The organism is Bacillus sp. MUM 13, assembly GCF_001866725.1.
Taxonomy (GTDB): Bacteria; Bacillota; Bacilli; order Bacillales; family DSM-1321; genus Peribacillus.
Genome location: NZ_MLYQ01000040.1, coordinates 12,952 through 31,396, shown reverse-complemented (window position 1 = coordinate 31,396; position 18,445 = coordinate 12,952). Strand labels below are relative to the sequence as shown.

The window sequence follows — 18,445 nt, the reverse complement described above, 5'->3', positions numbered from 1 at the left end:
GGCAGTTTGTTAAAATAGAACATAGCCATGTGTACATGCATCGTGATTAAGATTGAGAAGGATGGTGAAGAGGAATTGAGGGAAGATTGGCTTATAGCATGCTTGCAGGGATTAGTGAAAATCTTTCAGCATCCTGTTTTATATATTGCTGTTTTAGTGAGTCTATTAACAGGATATCTCCGTGTGAAAAGAGAAAGAAAGGATTTTCATGTCCGTATTTTTGATGTGTCACAGGAATTGCGCTATCTTTTTCCGCAGGGAATAGTATGGGGATTGATATTGTCCCTTGTTGCCCTGGGGTGCGGCATTGTCATCCCGGAAGCATCTGTAATATTGATTGCTTTCATTACCATCGTGCTTGCGGCAACGACAAAGTTCAGGCTGCTTTCGCCTGCATACAGCATTGGTCTGGCATTTTTAGGCCTGTTTTTTATTTACGATCAAAATGTTTCGGTTCCTTATTTTCATGAAGCATTTTCCGCTATGGGCCAGTCGAAGTATCCGTCTCTTGCTGTGCTGCTGGGTCTCCTTTTAATAAGTGAAGGGTTTTTAATTGGAAGGAGTGCCATTAAACGGCCTTCTCCCAAACGGGCAGTCTCAAAGCGCGGACAGACAGTTGGTGTATATGTATCACGCAGAGTCTGGCTGATTCCGATGTTTGTCCTGATTCCAGGAGGGAACCTGCCGGAAATCTTTGACTGGTATCCCGTTTTTTCCATCGGCTCTGCACATATTATGCCGATTGTTCTTCCATTTTTGCTCGGCTTTTCGCAAAAAGTCCGAGGCATGCTCCCATTCATGGCCATCAAGGCTCACGGCAGGCAGGTTGTGCTTTTGGGAGTGATTGTCACACTGATTGCAGTCGGTAGCAAATGGTATCCGAATTTGTCCATCATTTCAGTTGTGCTGGCGATGCTCGGCCGGGAGCTGATTTCCTACTTCGTAAAAACCTCGGATGCGAAGAGGCCATTTTACTTTTCACCCAGCAAGCTTGGTGTCCGGATCCTGGGCGTTATTCCAGGTACTCCAGCAGATAAAATGGGACTTGAAATGGGAGAAATCATCAGCAAAGTGAACGGTGTGACAGCCGGAAACGAACTGGAGTTTTATGCAGCACTTCAAAAAAACCGTGCCTACTGCAAGCTTGAGGTCATCGGCAATAATGGAGAAATCCGCTTTGCTCAAAAAGCCCTCTATGAGGGAGAACACCATGAGCTCGGCATTCTATTCACTGAGGCCGCAGACAGTGACAGCGGAAAAGCGGTATAAATAAAGCTTTAGAATTTACGAGATTACTTAAGGCTATTAGGACTATATTTTCATCACTTAGAGAGTGTACTTTCTAAGTGATTTTTTTCGTTTCCGCAATAATATGCGAGACCCAGAGACACTCAGGGCCACTCGAAAGATAGAGCGATGTATTAGGACCAGTCTATATCTGAATTTAACTTTTTAACATCAGCCATAATACGCTGAATTAACGATTCTGCGGTTTGACTTTTGGCTAATCTTGGACTTTGGCCTGACCAAAGCGATATATAATCTGGATTATTATGTGCAGCAGAAGACTTTCTAATGTCTTGTGTCAGTGTATTTTGAACAGGATAATTCGGCAGGGAACGTTCATTATGCTGCATTTCTAAGATGAATTTATTTTTAATTCCCCTTGCCCATTTTCCGGAAAATGACCGGGTTAAAACTGTCTGGTCTTCATGAGCGTGAAGTATTGCGTCTTTATGGATCTGAGGTGCTCCGCTTTCAATGCAAGTCAAGAAAGCTGTACCCATTTGTACGCCCTGTGCTCCTAAGCAAATAGACGCCATTAACCCTCTACCGTCCATTAATCCTCCTGCAGAAACAACTGGAATGCTTACATGATCCACAACTTGCGGGACGAGTGACATTAAACCAACTAAGCTCTCCTGATCTCCATCGATAAAATTTCCCCGATGTCCGCCAGCTTCACTGCCTTGAGCAACCACAATATCCATACCTGAATTTTCATTTTCAACAGCTTCTCTAACAGTTGTGGCTGTTCCAATCAGAATAATGTTAACTGATTTTAATTCATCTATTACTTCTTTAGGAGGAATGCCAAATGTAAAGGAACAAACAGGCACCTTCTCTTCAATAACAACCCTGATTTGTTCCATGAATATTTCTAAAACTTCATCAAAATCAGGGATTTCAAAGCTATCTTTTGGGTGTACATGTAATTTCCGGCGAATCGTGTCTAAGATCTTATTAGCAGACTCAATTTCATTTTCTATTAGATTAAAAGGGCTAGGAACAAAAAGATTAATCCCAAAAGGCTTCGATGTTAGCTGTTTTATTTCCCTGACTTGTTCCCGTATCTGATCAGGGGACATATACCCTGCACCAATCATCCCGAGACCCCCGGAATTTGAAACCGCAGCTGCTAAATTCGAAGTTGTTGCTCCGCCAGCCATAGGAGCTTGTATAATCGGATAATCAATTTTCAAAAGTCCTGTCATTTTATTGTTTAACATGTTTTCACTCCTCGTTTTATGACTGATTTGCTTATATCTGACAATAATCCCCTAAAAAATGTTTATAGGTAAAATTCTATCTCTTTTCTGAAATATTGCAAAATACATGAATTGAAAACAGCGGCAGTTCTCTTGCCAGTCCTATGAAATAGTAAAAAAATAATCCGGGAAAAACGTGTGGAAAAAAGTATATGAAGAGTAATTATGGGGTTGTTATAGTAAAATACTGGGTACATATAGCTGCGGGGTGAAAATATGTCTATTTATGATGATATCGAGAAAATTAAGCAACAAATAGAAAAAGAAGATGAAGTGCCTTTAAAGATTGCTCTGTTTGGGCAGCCGGGTGCAGGGAAATCATCCATTATCAATAAGCTGGTCGGGGAGCAGGTCGCCAAAACTGGAGCCAGCACAGATGTGACGGTGGATGCGGATTTTATTCCTTATGAAGGATTGCTCCTTGTCGATCTCCCTGGATACGGAACTTCCAAGTTTCCTCCCAATGAGTGGATGAGCAGGTTCGATCCAAAGGACTTTGATTTGTTTTTATGTGTGTTTTCCGGCAAGTTCCATGATGCAGACACGGCTTTTTTCAAGGAATTAAAAGAAGAGGGCAGGGTTTGTTTATTTGTCCGCAATATGGCAGACCAATTATGGGAAGACGGAAAAACCCTAGAAGAGTTGGAACAGAATATCAGGGATGATGTTGAAAAGCAGGTAGGGTCTAAAGAAAAGGTCTATTTTACAAGCTGCAGGAATGCTACAGGCTTTGATGTTCTGCAGGAAGCCATTACACAATCCCTTAAGCCTGCCCAAAGAGAAAAGTATACGCGATATGCCAAAGCATATACGATGGATCATCTTGAGGCAAAGAAAGAGGAATGTAAAAAGCTTGTCGTACGTTATGCTGCAATAGCCGCTGCGAATGGAATTAATCCAATCCCTGGTGTGGATGTGAGTGTGGATTTTTCCGTGATGCTGAAGTTATTTTCGGATATCCGAAAATCATATGGATTAAATGACGAAAAAATTTCCAAGCTCGAGGGGGCCTTGCTTCCGCTGGCCAAGAAGGTTTTGGATTATGCAACAAGAGAAGGCGTGGCCCTGCTTTTGAAACGGTTTGCGGCCAAAACAGCCATGAAAAGCACGGCAAAGTTTGTGCCTATCGTCGGACAAATTGCCGCAGCATCAGCAGGCTATGCTATGACATATACAGCAGGAAACCACTTCCTGAATGACTGCCACGAGCTGGCTGCTGAGGTACTGAATAAGGAATTGGCCTGAGGACTATGATGATCAATCCGTTTAAGAGATTAAGGAAGTCGGCGGATTATTCCGCTTCCTCACATAAGCCAAATATCAGGAAATCTGTGCTGGAAGAGAACTTTTCCCGTTTAGAACGCGTTCTTGATGGATCGGAAAAAAAGACAATCGCCATTATCGGACAGCCGGGCGCCGGGAAGTCCTCGCTGCTTTTGAAGCTGACAGATGGCCAATGCACTCCGAAGCCGGTTATCGGACAGGGGACAGATGCAACAGATTGGAGCCTTGATCCTCAGACAAATCTGTTTTATGACTATAATGGAAGCCTATATATTGATACTCCGGGCTATGATACACTAGCGCATCCATTGAAAAGCTACCGTGATTATCTGCCTTTTGACAGGTTTGACGTGATCTTATTTTCAGTCAGAGGCAAAATTCATGGCAGTGATGAAGAGATGTTTGAGAGCATTCTTGAAAAAAGCAGGAGAACTTCATCGATTGTACTGATAAGAAGCTTTTCTGATGATTTAACAGACGATGAAAAAGCAAGTATCGAACAAGACTTTCATCTGAAATTCCGTTACACGAGATATAATATTCCGCTGATCTTCGTAAGCAACCGTTACGGAGAGGGAATAGACGAACTCAAGAAGGTTTTGGAACATAAAAAAACCAGCTAAGGACGATCTCGGGTAGAGATCGTCCTTTTGCTTACTTCTCCATAGCCTTCCAATCACCCGCAAGCATTCCGTACACAATATGGTCTACAAAATGGTCATACAGCCATTCTGCCTCCCTGATCCGCCCTTCATTCACAAATCCCAATCGCTCAGGGATGCTTCTGCTTTTGGTATTTTCAGAGGCCGCCCTTATTTCAACACGGTTTAACTTTAAATCATTGATAGCATAATCAGTCAGCGCCTTGGCTGTTCTCGTCATAATGCCATGCCCCTGATATCCCTCAGAAAGCCAGTAGCCGATTGCCGCGAATTTATTGGACCAGTTGATGCTGTTAAAACCGGCTGTTCCCACAATTTCCCCTTTGTAGAGAATCGCTGTGTTCAAGCTTGTGTTATTGCCAAAATTCTTCAAGCTTGAAGAAATGAACTCCTGTGTATCCTCTAATTTGGTATTAAAATCCAGCCAGGGAAGCCATTCGCGCAAATAGCTCCTTGATTGATTCGTTAATTCAAATATTCTCTCAGCATCTTTAAGCTCCAATAACTTTAAAGAGAGTTCATCATCAATTTTGTGCAAAAACATAGCTTTATCCCCCTGATAATAAAATTGGTTTATTTTGTATATTACCATAAGTTTAAGCAGAATTGGCAAGGGAAAGAAAGAGAGTTTAAATTTAATAGACGAAAAAGGTGATCCGCAGTGCAGCGAGGCGCTGCCGGATCACCTTTTTTTGCCTTAAATCTTAGAATCCTTTGATGACTCGCCCATACGCCAGTAAACAAGGAAGCTGACAAAAACACATGCCGCCACGTAAAAGTAGAAAACTTGCTCTTTGCCGATATTTTTCAGCCATAATGCGATGAATTCAGCGGTTCCGCCAAAGATAGCAACAGTAAGGGCATAAGGGAAACCAACGCCAAGCGCACGGATTTCTGTCGGAAAGAGCTCGGCTTTTACAATGGCATTAATCGATGTATAGCCGGTGACAATGATAAGTCCTGCCATCATAAGCAGGAAGGCGGCTATCGGGTTTTTTGTATGTTCAAGCAACATAAAGAGCGGAATCGTACAAAGAGTCCCGAGCACCCCGAAGCTGATCAGAAGCGGGCGTCTGCCAATTTTATCAGACAGCATGCCGGCAAGCGGCTGGAGCACGACAAAGATCAGAAGGGCGATGAAGTTGATCCAGCTGACGGTTTCCTTGTTGATGCCGGAAGTATTGACCATGAATTTCTGCAAATAGGTGGTATATGTATAAAAGGCGACAGTACCGCCAAGAGTAAGGCCTGCTACTGTTAAAACAGCCTTGGGATGCTTCATTAGCGCCCGGACAGTCCCTGCGTTTTTCTTGCTTTCGCTATTCATTTTTTCAAATTGCTCTGACTCATCCATTGTGCGGCGCAGCCACAATACGGCCAGGGCACCTAATGCGCCGATGACAAATGGAATTCTCCAGCCCCAGGATTTCATATCCGCTTCATCGAGCATTTGCTGCAGAATGATTTGGACACCAAGCGCTACCATCTGGCCTGCGACAAGTGTGACATATTGAAAGCTTGAGTAAAAGCCCCGTCTGCCATTTGAGGCCATTTCTGAAAGGTAAGTGGCTGAAGTTCCATATTCCCCGCCAAGCGACAGCCCCTGGAGCAGCCGTGCAAGAACAAGGATGATTGGTGCAAGCATCCCTATTGTAGAATAGCCTGGTGTGCAGGCGATGACGAGCGAACCTCCCGCCATGACAGTAATGGAAAGGGTAAGGGCTGAGCGCCGTCCAAAGCGGTCGGCATAGCGTCCCATCAGCAGGCTTCCTAATGGGCGCATCAAAAATCCTACCGCAAAAATGGCTGCAGTATTCAGCAGCTGGCTTGTCGGGTCGCCGCTCGGAAAGAATTCTGCCGAAAAGTAGACGGCAAAAGCAGAATAAACGTACCAGTCATACCACTCAATCAGGTTGCCGACCGAACCTTTGAAAATGTTGCCAGTAATGCGCCGGGTTTCAGCGTGTTCAGATGAATGTTTCATTGTTCCTCCTCCTCATGATGATCTGGTTTCATTGTTGCTGTTTCATAGTTTATGAATCTGTTAAAGCTCCCTATGGTACGGGATAAGGATAAATCAGCAGGCAATTTTACTAGAGCCTACTATTATAAAATAATCTTAATTTTCTAAAATTACAATGAAAACGCTTGTACCGAAGAGCGTCATAGAAATAAAAAAGCCGCCCATTGGTGAAATGGGCGGTACTTAAGTGGGGTCACGCAGTTCACTGATCGATTTTTTAAAAATTACTGCGTCATACAGGAATTTTTTCAAGAATCATGCGGTTTGTACCCGGAATCATGCAGCTTTCTGGCATAATCATGCGACTTTACGTGAAAATCATGCAACTTTCTATGAAAATCATGCAACTTACAGGAAGAATCGTGCAGCCTGCTCCGCATCGCGTTTTATAAAATGGCTCTTTTCTTAAAGATTGCTTAATTAGTTCTCGAGGCAATTCCATTGTTATAGCAGGTTGATTGGAGCGGAAGGTGCGGAGACTCCCGCGGTCTCAGCGCACGCCCCGCGGAAAGCGAAGCATCCTGGAGCGGAAATCAACCCCTTGTTCCATAGCAACAAAGTTTACGAAAACAGCCTATAAAATAAACACAGCAAAGAGGATGGCCAGGAGAATCCGGTAATAAGCAAAGATGCTCAGGCCGATTTTTCCGATTAATTTAAGAAAGACGACCGCGACCAGCATGGCTACAATGAATGCAGTAACAAAGCCGATTGAAAACATGGGAATGTCGCTTGCATGCAAAAAGTCCAGGCTTTTGATTAAATCAAGCCCTGTTGCACCGACCATGATCGGAAGCGCGACAAGAAAAGAAAATTCCGCTGATGTTTTATGGTTTGCCCCTGCAAGCAGGCCACCTGATATGGTGGAGCCTGCACGGGAGAATCCGGGACAGACGGCGAGGCATTGAAACAGGCCAATAGCCAGTGCCTGTTTATAGGTAAGCTCATCGACTGTTCCGGCTGTGAATCTGCCGTGCTTTTTTTCGGCAAAAATCATTAAAATGGCTCCGGCAACAAGGCTGACGACGACTACACTTGGAGAGAACAGCTTGGTTTTGATGAAATCATGAAGCAAAAGACCGGCTAAAGCGGCTGGTACAACGCCTAATATTATATGTATAAGATCCAGTTTTTTCTCGGGCTTTCCGATCGTTTTGAAATTCAGCAGGGAGAGGTACCTTCTCCAGTATAAAACTAATATGGCTAGCATTGATCCCAGCTGGATAATCACTTCAAAGGTATTCGCCTTTTGTCCTTTAAATCCAAACAAGTGGCCTGCAAGAATCAAGTGGCCGGTCGATGATACAGGCAGAAATTCGGTTAAGCCTTCTACTATCCCTAATATAAATGCAATGATATGTTCGCTCATTTGGTGCCTCCTTTTTTAACAGAATATCATATGTAAAAGAAGGCAATTGTTAAGATTTTATGTAGTTTTTTAAAGAGAGCTTAAAGGGAAACCTTGGTTTTTGCGCTTTTTTTCATCCTATTAAAATATACAAAATCACAGACGGCGCTAGGAGTACGAAAAGAGATTCTGTTTGGGTAGCTAAGGTAGCATAGACATGATTCGGTTTTGCAATGCGGCAGATGAATCAGCTCACTGTCAAAGCTGGTGTCGCGATAATAATATAGTCCGTTATTGGCCAGCCAAATGTGAAAGTTTCCATGAAACAGTACAATGTTTCCGGAGGTGCTTAATTCATTCACTTGTTTTAGCATTTCCTGATAAGATAGCATTGTTTTTCCACTCCTCTATTTATCTTCTTGTCGTGCATTATTTCCAAATCTATCAAAATGTATACTGTTTAGCGGCGTTTGTGATTCATTTAGAATAATAGCTGTTTCTTTACTATTCCTATCCGTTATAATGGAATACAAAATCATTTTCATACGGAAAGAGGGAGAGCAATGGGAAAAGGATTAGCCGGCAGAAAAGTTGCCATTGGCGGCTCGCGGAAAACAGAGGAAATGAGCTTGCTGATTGAAAAACAGGGAGGAGTCCCAGTTGTACGGTCTCTGCAGGGTACGGTTTTTTTAGCAGAAGAACAAACAGCACCGCATATTAAGTCTTTTATCGATTTTCAGGCGGATTGGTCTATATTCACGACTGGAGCAGGCATTGAAACGTTAATACAAATAGCCGGGAAGATGGGTATGGAGGAACCGTTTTTGCAGGCTGTCCGAAAAACAAAAGTGGCATCACGGGGCTATAAAACGGCAGGTGCCTTAAAGAAGCTGGGTGTTGATATTACGGCGGCGGACAGCGACGGTACGACAAGCGGACTGGTTCAGGCGCTGAAAAGCTTTGACTTTAACGGAAAAAAGGTCATGGTTCAGCTCCACGGAGAGAAGGCTCCCTCCCTTATCTCTTTTCTTGAAAATAACGGAGCAACTGTGATGCAGATTCTTCCTTATCAGCATATTGCTCCAGAACGGGAAACGGTGGAGAAGTTGTGCAAAGAGCTGATAAGGGGTGAAGTGGATGCGGTTTGTTTCACAACGGCCATACAGGTTTTTTCCCTTTTTGCTTTTGCCAGAAAAGAAGGGTGCTTAGAGGGCCTAATACATGCCTTTGGCAGCCATACAATGGCGGCCGCAGTCGGCAAGGTCACAGCGGATGCATTGAAGGAAGAAGGAATAGAGCGGATGCTGGTGCCTGGCAAGGAAAGAATGGGGGCCTTGGTCGTCGAGCTTTCCCGCTATTATGAAAACCAGTAACATAGCTGGCGGAAATCCGGCAGCTTGTTACTGGTAATGCTCCAGCACGGTGAAAAATTCCTTGATGAAAAGATAGAAATCCTTTTCTGATGGAGCGAGTTCCCTGGTTTTAGGCGTAATGATCCCAACTGTTCTCCTGACCTGGGGAGCTTCGATTGGAATTTTTGCGGTAAAACGCGGGGTGGAGTCGTAAAAGGTGCCGTCTGGAAGAATACTGACGCCCATTCCAGCTGACACAAGCCCTTTGATGGCATCCATGTCTTCCCCTTCTGAAGCTGTTTTTGGCTTGAAACCTGCTTGCCTGCATGCTTCCACTGCAATTCTCCGCAGCACGTAACCTTGAGGAAACAGCACAAAATCATCGTTGCGAAGCTCGCTTAGAGCCAGGCTTTTCTTTTCAGCAAGGGGATGATTGATAGGCACTAATGCTGACAGGTTTTCTGTAAATAATATGCGGGTGTTAATTTCGTCATCCTCTGGGGGGACAGGGCCGAGCAGGGCTAAATCGATATCCCCGTTTTTCACGGATTCAATGAGCGAAGAATAAGAACCCTGATGCAGATGAAAGGAAACGCTTGGCTGCTTATTTTTATAAGCAGATATGATTGTGGGCAGCAGGTAGCTGGCAAGGCTTGTCGGATAGCCGATTTTAATCGTGCCATGCTCAGGGTTCAAGTATTCATCCACCTGTCCTTTGGCGTAATCAATCGCTTTTATGGCTGTTTTGATGTGATGCAGAAAAATCCTGCCGATGTGGGTGAGTCTGATATTTCTTCCAGCCCGTTCGAATAACTGTACGCCAAGTTCAGTCTCCAATTTCGATATCTGAAGACTTATTGCGGATTGGGCAACATGAAGATGCACGGCTGCTTCTGATACATGCTCCCGTTCTGCGACCTCGATAAAATAGCGCAATTGCCTCAATTCCATTGATTCCGCCCCCTACTCATCTTGAAAAGAGATTATTTTAATCTAAATTATATATTGTTTATATCAATAATAACATCCTATAATGAACAAAAGAATTGCGCCTGAAAGCAAACGAACGGAGGAGATCATATTGACATATAATCAAATGCCCAAAGAACAAGGACTCTACCGCCCTGAATTTGAGCATGATGCATGCGGAATCGGCTTATATGCCCATATAAAGGGCGATAAAACACATGACATTGTTGAAAAAGGACTGCAAATGCTTCGTCAATTAGATCATCGCGCCGGTCAGGGAAGTGATCCGCATACAGGGGATGGAGCCGGATTGATGGTGCAGATTCCAGACCGGTTTTTCCGCTTGGCCTATCCGGAAATACACCTTCCCGCGCAAGGAAGCTATGGTGTAGGCATGCTGTTTTTCTCTAATGATGACAAAAAACAAGGTGAAATTGAAGAGAAAATTAATGACTATATTGAACAAGAGGGACAATTGGTGCTTGGATGGAGAACTGTGCCTGTTGATTTCAGAAAAGTCGGGAAAGTCGCACAAATGAGCCGTCCCTTTATTCGCCAGGTTTTTATCGGGAAAAGCCCGGAAATCGAGGAAGGACTGCCATTTGAACGTAAATTATATATCATTAGAAAGCAGGCAGAGCAGTGGGCCCTTAAGCAGGAGAGGACTTTTTACTGTGCCAGTTTTTCAAGCAGCACGATTGTGTATAAAGGCTTGCTGACTCCGGAACAGGTGGATGCATTTTACCTGGATCTGCAGGATCGGAATTTTGTTTCAGCATTTGCTTTAGTGCATTCCCGCTTTAGTACAAATACTTTTCCGAGCTGGGAAAGAGCACATCCGAACCGCTACCTGATTCATAATGGCGAAATCAATACGCTGAGAGGCAATATAAATTGGATGAAGGCCCGTGAAAGGCAATTTGTTTCAGAAGCGTTTGGCGAAGACCTGAAAAAGGTTCTTCCAATCCTTGATACAAGCGGCAGCGATTCCTCGATTCTTGACAATGCCCTTGAATTTTTCATTTTGTCCGGCCGCAAGCCTGCACATGCAGCTATGATGCTCATCCCGGAGCCGTGGTCAGAGAACCCCCATATTTCTAAGGAAAAGAGGGCGTTTTACGAATATCACAGCATGCTGATGGAGCCGTGGGACGGACCGACAGCGATTTCTTTTACAGATGGAAAGCAAATCGGCGCTATGCTTGACCGGAACGGATTGCGCCCGGCACGTTATTATGTAACAAAAGATGATTACATTATTTTCTCTTCTGAAGTTGGCGTCCTTGACTTGGAACAGGAAAATATTCTATACAAAGAACGATTAAGCCCAGGGAAAATGCTGCTGATTGATTTGGAGGAAGGCAGGATTATTTCTGATGAAGAAATCAAGTCAGAAATGGCAGCCGAGCATCCATACCAGCAATGGCTTGATGAACAGATTGTAAAATTGCCTGAGGGATCACATGAAGCGGAGGAAATAGAAGTTTCAGACATCGTTGAGCGTCAAAGGGCTTTCGGCTATACCTATGAAGATATCAATAAATATCTGATTCCTCTTGCAGCGGAGGGAAAAGACCCGCTTGGTTCCATGGGGAATGATATGCCTCTTGCTGTATTGTCGGACCAGCCGCAGTCGCTGTTTAATTACTTCAAGCAATTGTTTGCACAGGTAACCAATCCGCCGATCGATTCCATCCGCGAGCAAATTGTTACATCTGCTGTGACTTACTTAGGCAAGGAAGGTGATTTGCTTCATCCGGATGAGCGGAACTGCCGCCGGATTCAGCTTGAAAGCCCCGTATTATCAGCCGGACAGTTCCAAGCGATAAAGAAAAATGAATGGCCGGATTTTAAAAGCGTTACGATATCTGCTGTTTTTTCGGAAAATTTGGAAAAGGGGCTGGAACACATCCTTAGCACCGCGGAGGAAGCCATTGCAGCAGGTGCAAGTATCCTGATTCTCTCAGACCGGGACATGAATAAGACGAAAACAGCACTTCCTCCGTTACTTGCTGTAAGTGCACTTCACCAGCATCTTGTGCGCCTCGGCATCCGTACGAAAGCAAGCATTATTGCAGAATCAGGAGAAGTGAGGGAGGTGCATCATTTTGCCGCACTGATCGGATACGGTGCAGATGCTGTTTATCCTTACCTTGCTTTTGCTTCATATAAGCAGGCTGCGAGTGATGGAATTCTCCCAATTCGTTATGAAGACAGCGTCCGCCAGTACATCTTGGGAATCACGGAGGGTGTAATTAAAGTGATGTCTAAGATGGGGATTTCCACCGTGCAAAGCTACCGCGGTGCCCAGATTTTTGAGGCTGTTGGAATCAGCACCGATGTGATTGGAAAGTATTTCAGCGGCACGGCCTCACAGCTTGGCGGTATCGGCCTGAAAACGATTGAGGAAGAGGCACTGAGACGCCATCATCAAGCATATGTTCATCATTATGAAGAGACGCTTGAATCGGGAAGCGATTTCCAATGGAGAAAATCGGGGGAGCACCATGCATTTAACCCGAAGACCATTCATACCCTGCAGTGGGCATGCCGAAAAGGAGATTACCGCTTATTTAAGCAGTTTTCACATTTAGCGGATGAAGAGCGGATGAGTTTTCTGCGCAATTTATTTACTTACAAAAAAGCCCAGCGGCCATTGCCAATCGATGAGGTAGAATCGGTCAGCTCCATTGTGCGCCGTTTCAAAACAGGAGCCATGTCATTTGGTTCATTGAGCAAAGAGGCGCATGAGACACTGGCGATTGCGATGAACCGGCTCGGAGGCAAAAGCAACAGCGGTGAAGGCGGAGAGGATTCAAGACGGTTTTACCCTGATGAAAACGGAGATAACCGCAGAAGCGCTATTAAGCAAATTGCTTCAGGCCGTTTTGGAGTGAGCAGCCACTATCTTGTTAATGCGGATGAACTGCAGATCAAAATGGCCCAGGGAGCAAAGCCTGGCGAGGGCGGTCAGCTTCCCGGAAGCAAGGTGTATCCGTGGGTCGCAGATGTGCGCAGATCAACACCTGGAGTAGGGCTGATTTCGCCTCCTCCGCATCATGATATTTACTCGATCGAAGATTTGGCGCAGCTTATCCATGACTTAAAAAATGCAAATCGTGAAGCAAGGATCAGTGTGAAGCTTGTAGCCAAGGCAGGTGTCGGCACGATTGCGGCAGGAGTGGCTAAGGGTGCTGCGGATGTAATCGTGCTCAGCGGCTATGACGGCGGAACTGGGGCTTCTCCCAAAACGAGCATCAAGCATACAGGTCTGCCTTGGGAGCTTGGGCTTGCTGAAGCTCACCAGACACTGATGCTGAATGGGCTGCGGGACAGGGTTGTCCTGGAAACGGACGGCAAGCTCATGACAGGGAAAGATGTGGTGATGGCAGCGCTGCTGGGTGCGGAAGAATTCGGATTTGCAACAGCTCCTCTTGTTGTAATGGGCTGTATCATGATGCGTGCCTGCCATTTGGATACATGTCCTGTGGGAGTTGCCACACAAAATCCTGAACTCCGCGAAAAGTTTGCCGGAGATCCGGAGCATATTGTCCAATACATGCGTTTTGTTGCCGAGGAAGTGCGCGAGATCATGGCGGAGCTTGGTTTTAGAACGATTGAAGATATGGTTGGCCGCACAGATGTCCTTACTGTCAGCGAACGTGCTAAGTCACACTGGAAAGCAAAGCACCTCGACTTATCGGCCCTGCTGTATCAGCCTAAGGGAGCACGCACATTTAAAACCCCTCAAAACCATGGCATTGAAGATTCTCTTGATATGAAGGAAATCCTTCCTGCGGCAGAGAGGGCACTTAGTGAAGGGGTTCCGTTTGAGGCGTCCTACTCCATTACCAATGTGAATCGTGTGGCTGGCACGATTACGGGCAGCGAGATATCAAAGCGCTACGGTGAAGAAGGGCTTCCGGAGGATACAATCAAACTCCTTTTTACAGGATCAGCCGGGCAAAGCTTTGGTGCCTATGTGCCAAAAGGAATGACAATGATTGTCACGGGTGATGTGAATGATTACTTCGGAAAAGGCCTATCAGGAGGAAAACTGGCAGTCAGCGCTCCTTCTTCCTCCAAGCAATTTGCTGGAGGCAATGTGATAGCCGGAAATGTGGCATTGTACGGAGCTGTTGGCGGGGAAGCGTATCTCAATGGCCGTGCAGGCGAGCGCTTTGCAGTCAGAAACAGCGGAGCAGATGTGGTTGTTGAAGGAATCGGTGATCATGGCTGCGAATATATGACCGGCGGCCGGGCCGTCATTATGGGTGACACCGGCAAGAACTTTGCTGCAGGAATGTCTGGCGGTATAGCATATGTACTTCCTGATGATAGAGAAGGGTTTTACTCATTATGCAATATGGAAATGATTGAGTTTGAAAAATTGACGGATAAAAAGGAACTGAATGAATTAAAAGAGCTGATCATAAAGCACTTCCATTATACAGAGAGTTCAAAGGCTTTATATGTACTGGAAAATTGGGAAGAAGCTTCAGCCCATTTTGTTAAAGTCATTCCTAAAGATTATAAACGCATGATGGAAAGCATCTCTGAGCAAAAGGCAGCGGGTGCAACAGATCAGCAGGCCCGGCTGAATGCTTTTCATCTTCATTCTAAAAAAGTAAAAAAGGCATTGCCTGACACTCTTGGAGTGGTGATGCAGTAAGAAAAGGGGGAGAGAAGATGGGAAAAACAACAGGTTTTATGGAATATCCCCGTGAAAAGGGGCCGGAACGGGGTCCAATAGCCAGGCTGAATGACTGGAATGAATATGTCACTGCCATTCCGGACGACATGGCAGCGAGGCAAGGAGCACGCTGTATGGATTGTGCCACTCCTTTTTGCCATATGGGAATGGAAGTTGCAGGAGTCACGACAGGCTGCCCCATTCATAACCTTATACCTGAGTGGAATGATTTAGTGTACCGGGGAAAATGGAAGGAAGCGCTCGGCAGGCTTTTGAAAACAAACAACTTTCCTGAATTCACTGGCCGGGTATGTCCTGCACCTTGTGAAGGATCCTGCACTCTTTCTATTACTGATCCTGCCGTTACGATAAAAAACATTGAACGGGCCATTATAGATAAAGGCTTTGAAAATAGCTGGATCACACCGCGGATTCCAAAGATTTCCACTGGCAAAAAGGTGGCGATTATAGGCTCGGGGCCTGCAGGACTGGCCAGCGCCGACCAATTGAACCAGGCGGGGCACGCTGTCACTGTTTACGAACGCTCGGACCGTGCTGGAGGGTTATTGATGTACGGCATCCCGAACATGAAGCTTGAGAAACATATCGTCGAGCGCAGAATCTCTTTATTGAAGCAGGAGGGCATTGAATTTATTACAAACACAGAGGTAGGCAAGGATATTTCTGCAGAAGACTTAAAGGGGCAATATGATGCCGTTATCCTTTGTACCGGTGCCCAAAAGCAGCGTGATTTAGTGATAGAGGGACGTGAAGCAGCGGGTGTTCATTTTGCCATGGATTATTTGACAGGCACTGCAAAAAGCATGCTGGATTCTGACTTTGCGGACGGCCAGTTCATTAACACAGAAGGCAAAGATGTGATTGTCATAGGCGGCGGAGATACAGGCGCAGACTGTGTTGCCACCGCTCTTCGTCAAAAATGCCGCAGTGTGGTCCAATTTGGGAAGCATCCTATTTTGCCTGCAGTGCGGGCGGCGGAAAATATGTGGCCTGCTTATCCCAATGTGTTCACGCTTGATTATGCTTATGAAGAAGCGGAAGCTGGTTTTGGGAGAGATCCGAGGCAGTATGAAATCGGGACAAAGAAAATCATTGCGGATGAAAATGGGCATGTGAAGGAGCTTCATACGATTCAAATGGAAAGAATCATTGAAGAAAATGGAGCCTATTTCTACAGGGAAATTCCTGGTACTGAAAAGGTCTGGGATGCACAGTATGTTTTTATAGCCATTGGATTTGAAGGCACGAGCGAGCACCTGCTTAACGCATTCGGACTACAGGCCAGCGGGCAAAAAGCAGAAGCGGCCCACGGAGTTTACCGGACGAATGTGGAGGGAGTTTTTGCTGCAGGAGATGCGAGGCGCGGGCAAAGCCTGATTGTCTGGGCCATCCAGGAAGGCCGTGAAGCTGCACGCGAGGTGGACCGCTATTTAATGGGGAGCTCAAACCTGCCTTAAAAAAAGGGATTTCCCTTCTGAATGGCGAAATTAGCATCATGTCAGGATTTCTAGGGGGAATTATGAAAAAGAACGTTTATTTCGTCAGGCATGCGGAAGCGGAAGGGCAAGCCTATGATGCCCGGCTTACAGACCGGGGGCAGGACCAGGCAAGCCACTTGTCGGCTGCGCTTTCTGGTGTGAGTATTGACAGGATTATCTCGAGCCCTTTTTTGCGGGCGGTTCAAACGGCAGGGCCGCTGGCTGAGAAAAGAAACCTGGAGATAGAAATAGATGAAAGACTATCAGAGAGAGTTTTAGGCAGTGGAAATTTGCCTGATTGGCTGGAAAAATTGGAATCATCTTTTACGGATTTAGAAGTTAAGCTGGAAGGCGGGGAATCCAGCCGTGAAGCAATGAGCCGCGGAACTGCTGTTGTAGAAGATGCATTGAAAAGTGATGCAGAGCATATTTTGATTGTCACACACGGAAATTTAATGTCACTGATGATTAAGCATTATCAGCCCGAATTTGGGTTTGATGACTGGAAGAAGCTTGGGAATCCGGATGTTTTTTTGCTGGAAGTGAATGGTGATGCTGCATCTTTATCGAGAATATGGGAGAATGCCAGGCTGACTATTTAGCATTCTCATAAATTGGGAGCTGTCTTTCTGATAGCTCCTTTTTGCTGCCTTGAGGCAGTAAGGTGGGTGCAAGCATTCTATTAAACAGGTTAAACATGATTCTCGCTCATATCATGCAGGAATTCGCTCGAATCAGGCTGGATTTGGCTCGAATGAACGTGAATTTGGCTCGAATCACAGCGGATTTGAAACTATTATCCATTTAATTGGAAAAAATGAAGCTTTAAGCAACATATAAAACGGGTTCAAACCCGTTCTTTAAGGGAAATTTCTTCAATAGAAGCGGCCGGATGCCCAAAAATAGTGCTTTTCCGGCTGAATGGGGTCAGAAAAAAGGAGAAAATGCACAATCAGTTAACGAAAGCGTGCATACACATATGGTAGAGAGTGAGGAAGACAGCGAATATGGACGAGGCCTCAAGATTTTAAAATTTGATGCAGACGGGGAGTGTAAGGTTTGGATAAGAAATTTATAAATATGCAAGGCAAGAAGGTAGCTTATATTGAAAAGGGAAGAGCAGATGCCCCTCCAGTCCTGCTTTTGCATGGAGTTCCTGAATCAGCACTGCTATGGAAGGAAATCATCCCTGTCATTGTGTCATGCGGGTATAAAGTATACGCCCCTGATCTGCCCGGCTTTGGAGACAGCGAAAAATTTGATGGACCCTCCACATGGGAGCGTTTTGATCAGTTTGTTACCGGGTTCACAGCTTTGCTGAAAATAGATTCCCTGCATCTTGTCGTGCATGACTGGGGAGGCCTGATTGGGCTGAAGTGGGCATGTGATCATCCTGAACGCATCTTAAGCCTGATTGTCACGGATTCAACCATCTCAGATGAATACATGTGGCACGATCTTGCCAGGATATGGAGAACTCCGGGAAAAGGAGAGGCATCCATTAAAGGCATGTCAAATCGTGCACAGTTCCTTGAAGCCATGAAAAAGGAGATTCCTAATAGTGATGACGAAACGCTGAACGACTTCTTTAAAGTCTTTCAAACTCCAGAATCCGGGCAGGTAATCCTGGATTTATACCGCTCGGGAAATTTGGAAACGGTGAAGAACTATAAAGAAAAATTGCAGAAAATAAAAAATCCGGCAACGATACTATGGGGAGAGAAGGACCGGTATATTTCCAGCGAATTTGCCGGCAAGCTTCAAAAAGAGGGACTGCCGCATGCAAATGTCCATATTATCCCTGATGCCGGCCACTTCATCCATATCGAGGCCCCTAAAAAAGTAAATGTATATGTTCAAAAGCATTTCAATTCTTTATCCTAATGCGGGTTTGGCTGCATGATTAAAGTAAGGGCTGTCTAGTACGACTAGGCAGCCTATTTTTGTGCGGAAAAATGCAGCATACTGGTAATTAAATGTTTTTTTATAAGCAATCGTACAAGCCAAATTTTTTTTTCTCCATAGCATGAGTAGGAGGATTCAGTCAGCTGAAGGAGGAATTACAG

14 protein-coding genes are annotated in these 18,445 nt (G+C 45.2%); 9 read left to right on the top strand and 5 right to left on the bottom strand.

The annotated features are described in order from the left end of the window. Nucleotides 1–42: 42 nt before the first annotated feature. Nucleotides 43–1,269 carry a PDZ domain-containing protein gene (locus tag BIV59_RS12065; protein ID WP_240501894.1) on the top strand — a complete coding sequence of 409 codons (1,227 nt, stop codon included), beginning with the start codon at nt 43–45 and terminating at the stop codon, nt 1,267–1,269. A 152-nt stretch (nt 1,270–1,421) separates the two neighbouring features. Here the strand turns inward: BIV59_RS12065 and BIV59_RS12060 are convergent, their stop codons facing one another. Then, nucleotides 1,422–2,537 carry an NAD(P)H-dependent flavin oxidoreductase gene (locus tag BIV59_RS12060; protein WP_276205143.1) on the bottom strand — a complete coding sequence of 372 codons (1,116 nt, stop codon included), beginning with the start codon at nt 2,535–2,537 and terminating at the stop codon, nt 1,422–1,424. 228 nt (nt 2,538–2,765) lie between these two features. On the opposite strand from BIV59_RS12060, the gene BIV59_RS22825 reads away from it, so the two are divergent. Continuing rightward, the gene (locus tag BIV59_RS22825; RefSeq protein WP_083392149.1) at nt 2,766–3,794 is read left to right on the top strand and encodes a GTPase; all 1,029 of its coding nucleotides are present in this window, start codon (nt 2,766–2,768) and stop codon (nt 3,792–3,794) included. A gap of 8 nt (nt 3,795–3,802) precedes the next feature. Beyond that, nucleotides 3,803–4,456 carry a GTPase domain-containing protein gene (locus tag BIV59_RS12050; protein ID WP_071351739.1) on the top strand — a complete coding sequence of 218 codons (654 nt, stop codon included), beginning with the start codon at nt 3,803–3,805 and terminating at the stop codon, nt 4,454–4,456. 31 nt (nt 4,457–4,487) lie between these two features. Here BIV59_RS12050 and BIV59_RS12045 read toward each other — a convergent pair whose 3' ends face one another. From BIV59_RS12045 to bacA, 3 genes are all read right to left on the bottom strand, one after another. Next, the gene (locus BIV59_RS12045; protein WP_071351738.1) at nt 4,488–5,039 is read right to left on the bottom strand and encodes a GNAT family N-acetyltransferase; all 552 of its coding nucleotides are present in this window, start codon (nt 5,037–5,039) and stop codon (nt 4,488–4,490) included. 153 nt (nt 5,040–5,192) lie between these two features. Continuing rightward, complete coding sequence (locus BIV59_RS12040; protein ID WP_071351737.1) at nt 5,193–6,479, bottom strand: MFS transporter; 1,287 nt, start codon at nt 6,477–6,479, stop codon at nt 5,193–5,195. A 613-nt stretch (nt 6,480–7,092) separates the two neighbouring features. After that, nucleotides 7,093–7,887: an undecaprenyl-diphosphate phosphatase gene (gene bacA, locus BIV59_RS12035; protein WP_071351736.1), complete on the bottom strand. Its 795-nt coding sequence runs from the start codon at nt 7,885–7,887 to the stop codon at nt 7,093–7,095. 542 nt (nt 7,888–8,429) lie between these two features. On the opposite strand from bacA, the gene BIV59_RS12025 reads away from it, so the two are divergent. After that, nucleotides 8,430–9,239: a uroporphyrinogen-III synthase gene (locus tag BIV59_RS12025; protein ID WP_071351734.1), complete on the top strand. Its 810-nt coding sequence runs from the start codon at nt 8,430–8,432 to the stop codon at nt 9,237–9,239. A gap of 27 nt (nt 9,240–9,266) precedes the next feature. Here BIV59_RS12025 and gltC read toward each other — a convergent pair whose 3' ends face one another. Continuing rightward, entirely contained in the window at nt 9,267–10,169 is a 903-nt protein-coding gene (gene gltC, locus BIV59_RS12020) for a glutamate biosynthesis transcriptional regulator GltC (protein ID WP_071351733.1), read from the bottom strand. Between the two features lie 130 nt (nt 10,170–10,299). Here gltC and gltB point away from each other — a divergent pair, with 130 nt between their 5' ends. From gltB to BIV59_RS11995, 5 genes are all read left to right on the top strand, one after another. Continuing rightward, on the top strand, nt 10,300–14,859 hold the full coding sequence (gene gltB / locus BIV59_RS12015) for a glutamate synthase large subunit (protein WP_071351732.1): 4,560 nt from the start codon (nt 10,300–10,302) through the stop codon (nt 14,857–14,859). Between the two features lie 17 nt (nt 14,860–14,876). Further along, a complete protein-coding gene (gene gltD / locus BIV59_RS12010) occupies nt 14,877–16,358 on the top strand; it encodes a glutamate synthase small subunit (protein WP_071351731.1) in 1,482 nt (493 codons plus the stop codon). A gap of 62 nt (nt 16,359–16,420) precedes the next feature. Next, the gene (locus BIV59_RS12005; protein WP_071351730.1) at nt 16,421–16,981 is read left to right on the top strand and encodes a histidine phosphatase family protein; all 561 of its coding nucleotides are present in this window, start codon (nt 16,421–16,423) and stop codon (nt 16,979–16,981) included. A gap of 62 nt (nt 16,982–17,043) precedes the next feature. Next, the gene (locus BIV59_RS23670) at nt 17,044–17,187 is read left to right on the top strand and encodes a hypothetical protein (protein WP_170846147.1); all 144 of its coding nucleotides are present in this window, start codon (nt 17,044–17,046) and stop codon (nt 17,185–17,187) included. Between the two features lie 251 nt (nt 17,188–17,438). Continuing rightward, the gene (locus BIV59_RS11995) at nt 17,439–18,263 is read left to right on the top strand and encodes an alpha/beta fold hydrolase (RefSeq protein WP_071351728.1); all 825 of its coding nucleotides are present in this window, start codon (nt 17,439–17,441) and stop codon (nt 18,261–18,263) included. The last annotated feature ends 182 nt before the right edge of the window (nt 18,264–18,445 follow it).

Coding starts and splice junctions, on each gene's coding strand:
- BIV59_RS22825 (WP_083392149.1), top strand. CDS start 2,766: ATGTCTATTTATGATGATATCGAGAAAATTAAGCAACAAATAGAAAAA.
- BIV59_RS12050 (WP_071351739.1), top strand. CDS start 3,803: ATGATCAATCCGTTTAAGAGATTAAGGAAGTCGGCGGATTATTCCGCT.
- BIV59_RS12045 (WP_071351738.1), bottom strand. CDS start 5,039: ATGTTTTTGCACAAAATTGATGATGAACTCTCTTTAAAGTTATTGGAG.
- BIV59_RS12040 (WP_071351737.1), bottom strand. CDS start 6,479: ATGAAACATTCATCTGAACACGCTGAAACCCGGCGCATTACTGGCAAC.
- bacA (WP_071351736.1), bottom strand. CDS start 7,887: ATGAGCGAACATATCATTGCATTTATATTAGGGATAGTAGAAGGCTTA.
- BIV59_RS12025 (WP_071351734.1), top strand. CDS start 8,430: ATGGGAAAAGGATTAGCCGGCAGAAAAGTTGCCATTGGCGGCTCGCGG.
- gltC (WP_071351733.1), bottom strand. CDS start 10,169: ATGGAATTGAGGCAATTGCGCTATTTTATCGAGGTCGCAGAACGGGAG.
- gltD (WP_071351731.1), top strand. CDS start 14,877: ATGGGAAAAACAACAGGTTTTATGGAATATCCCCGTGAAAAGGGGCCG.
- BIV59_RS12005 (WP_071351730.1), top strand. CDS start 16,421: ATGAAAAAGAACGTTTATTTCGTCAGGCATGCGGAAGCGGAAGGGCAA.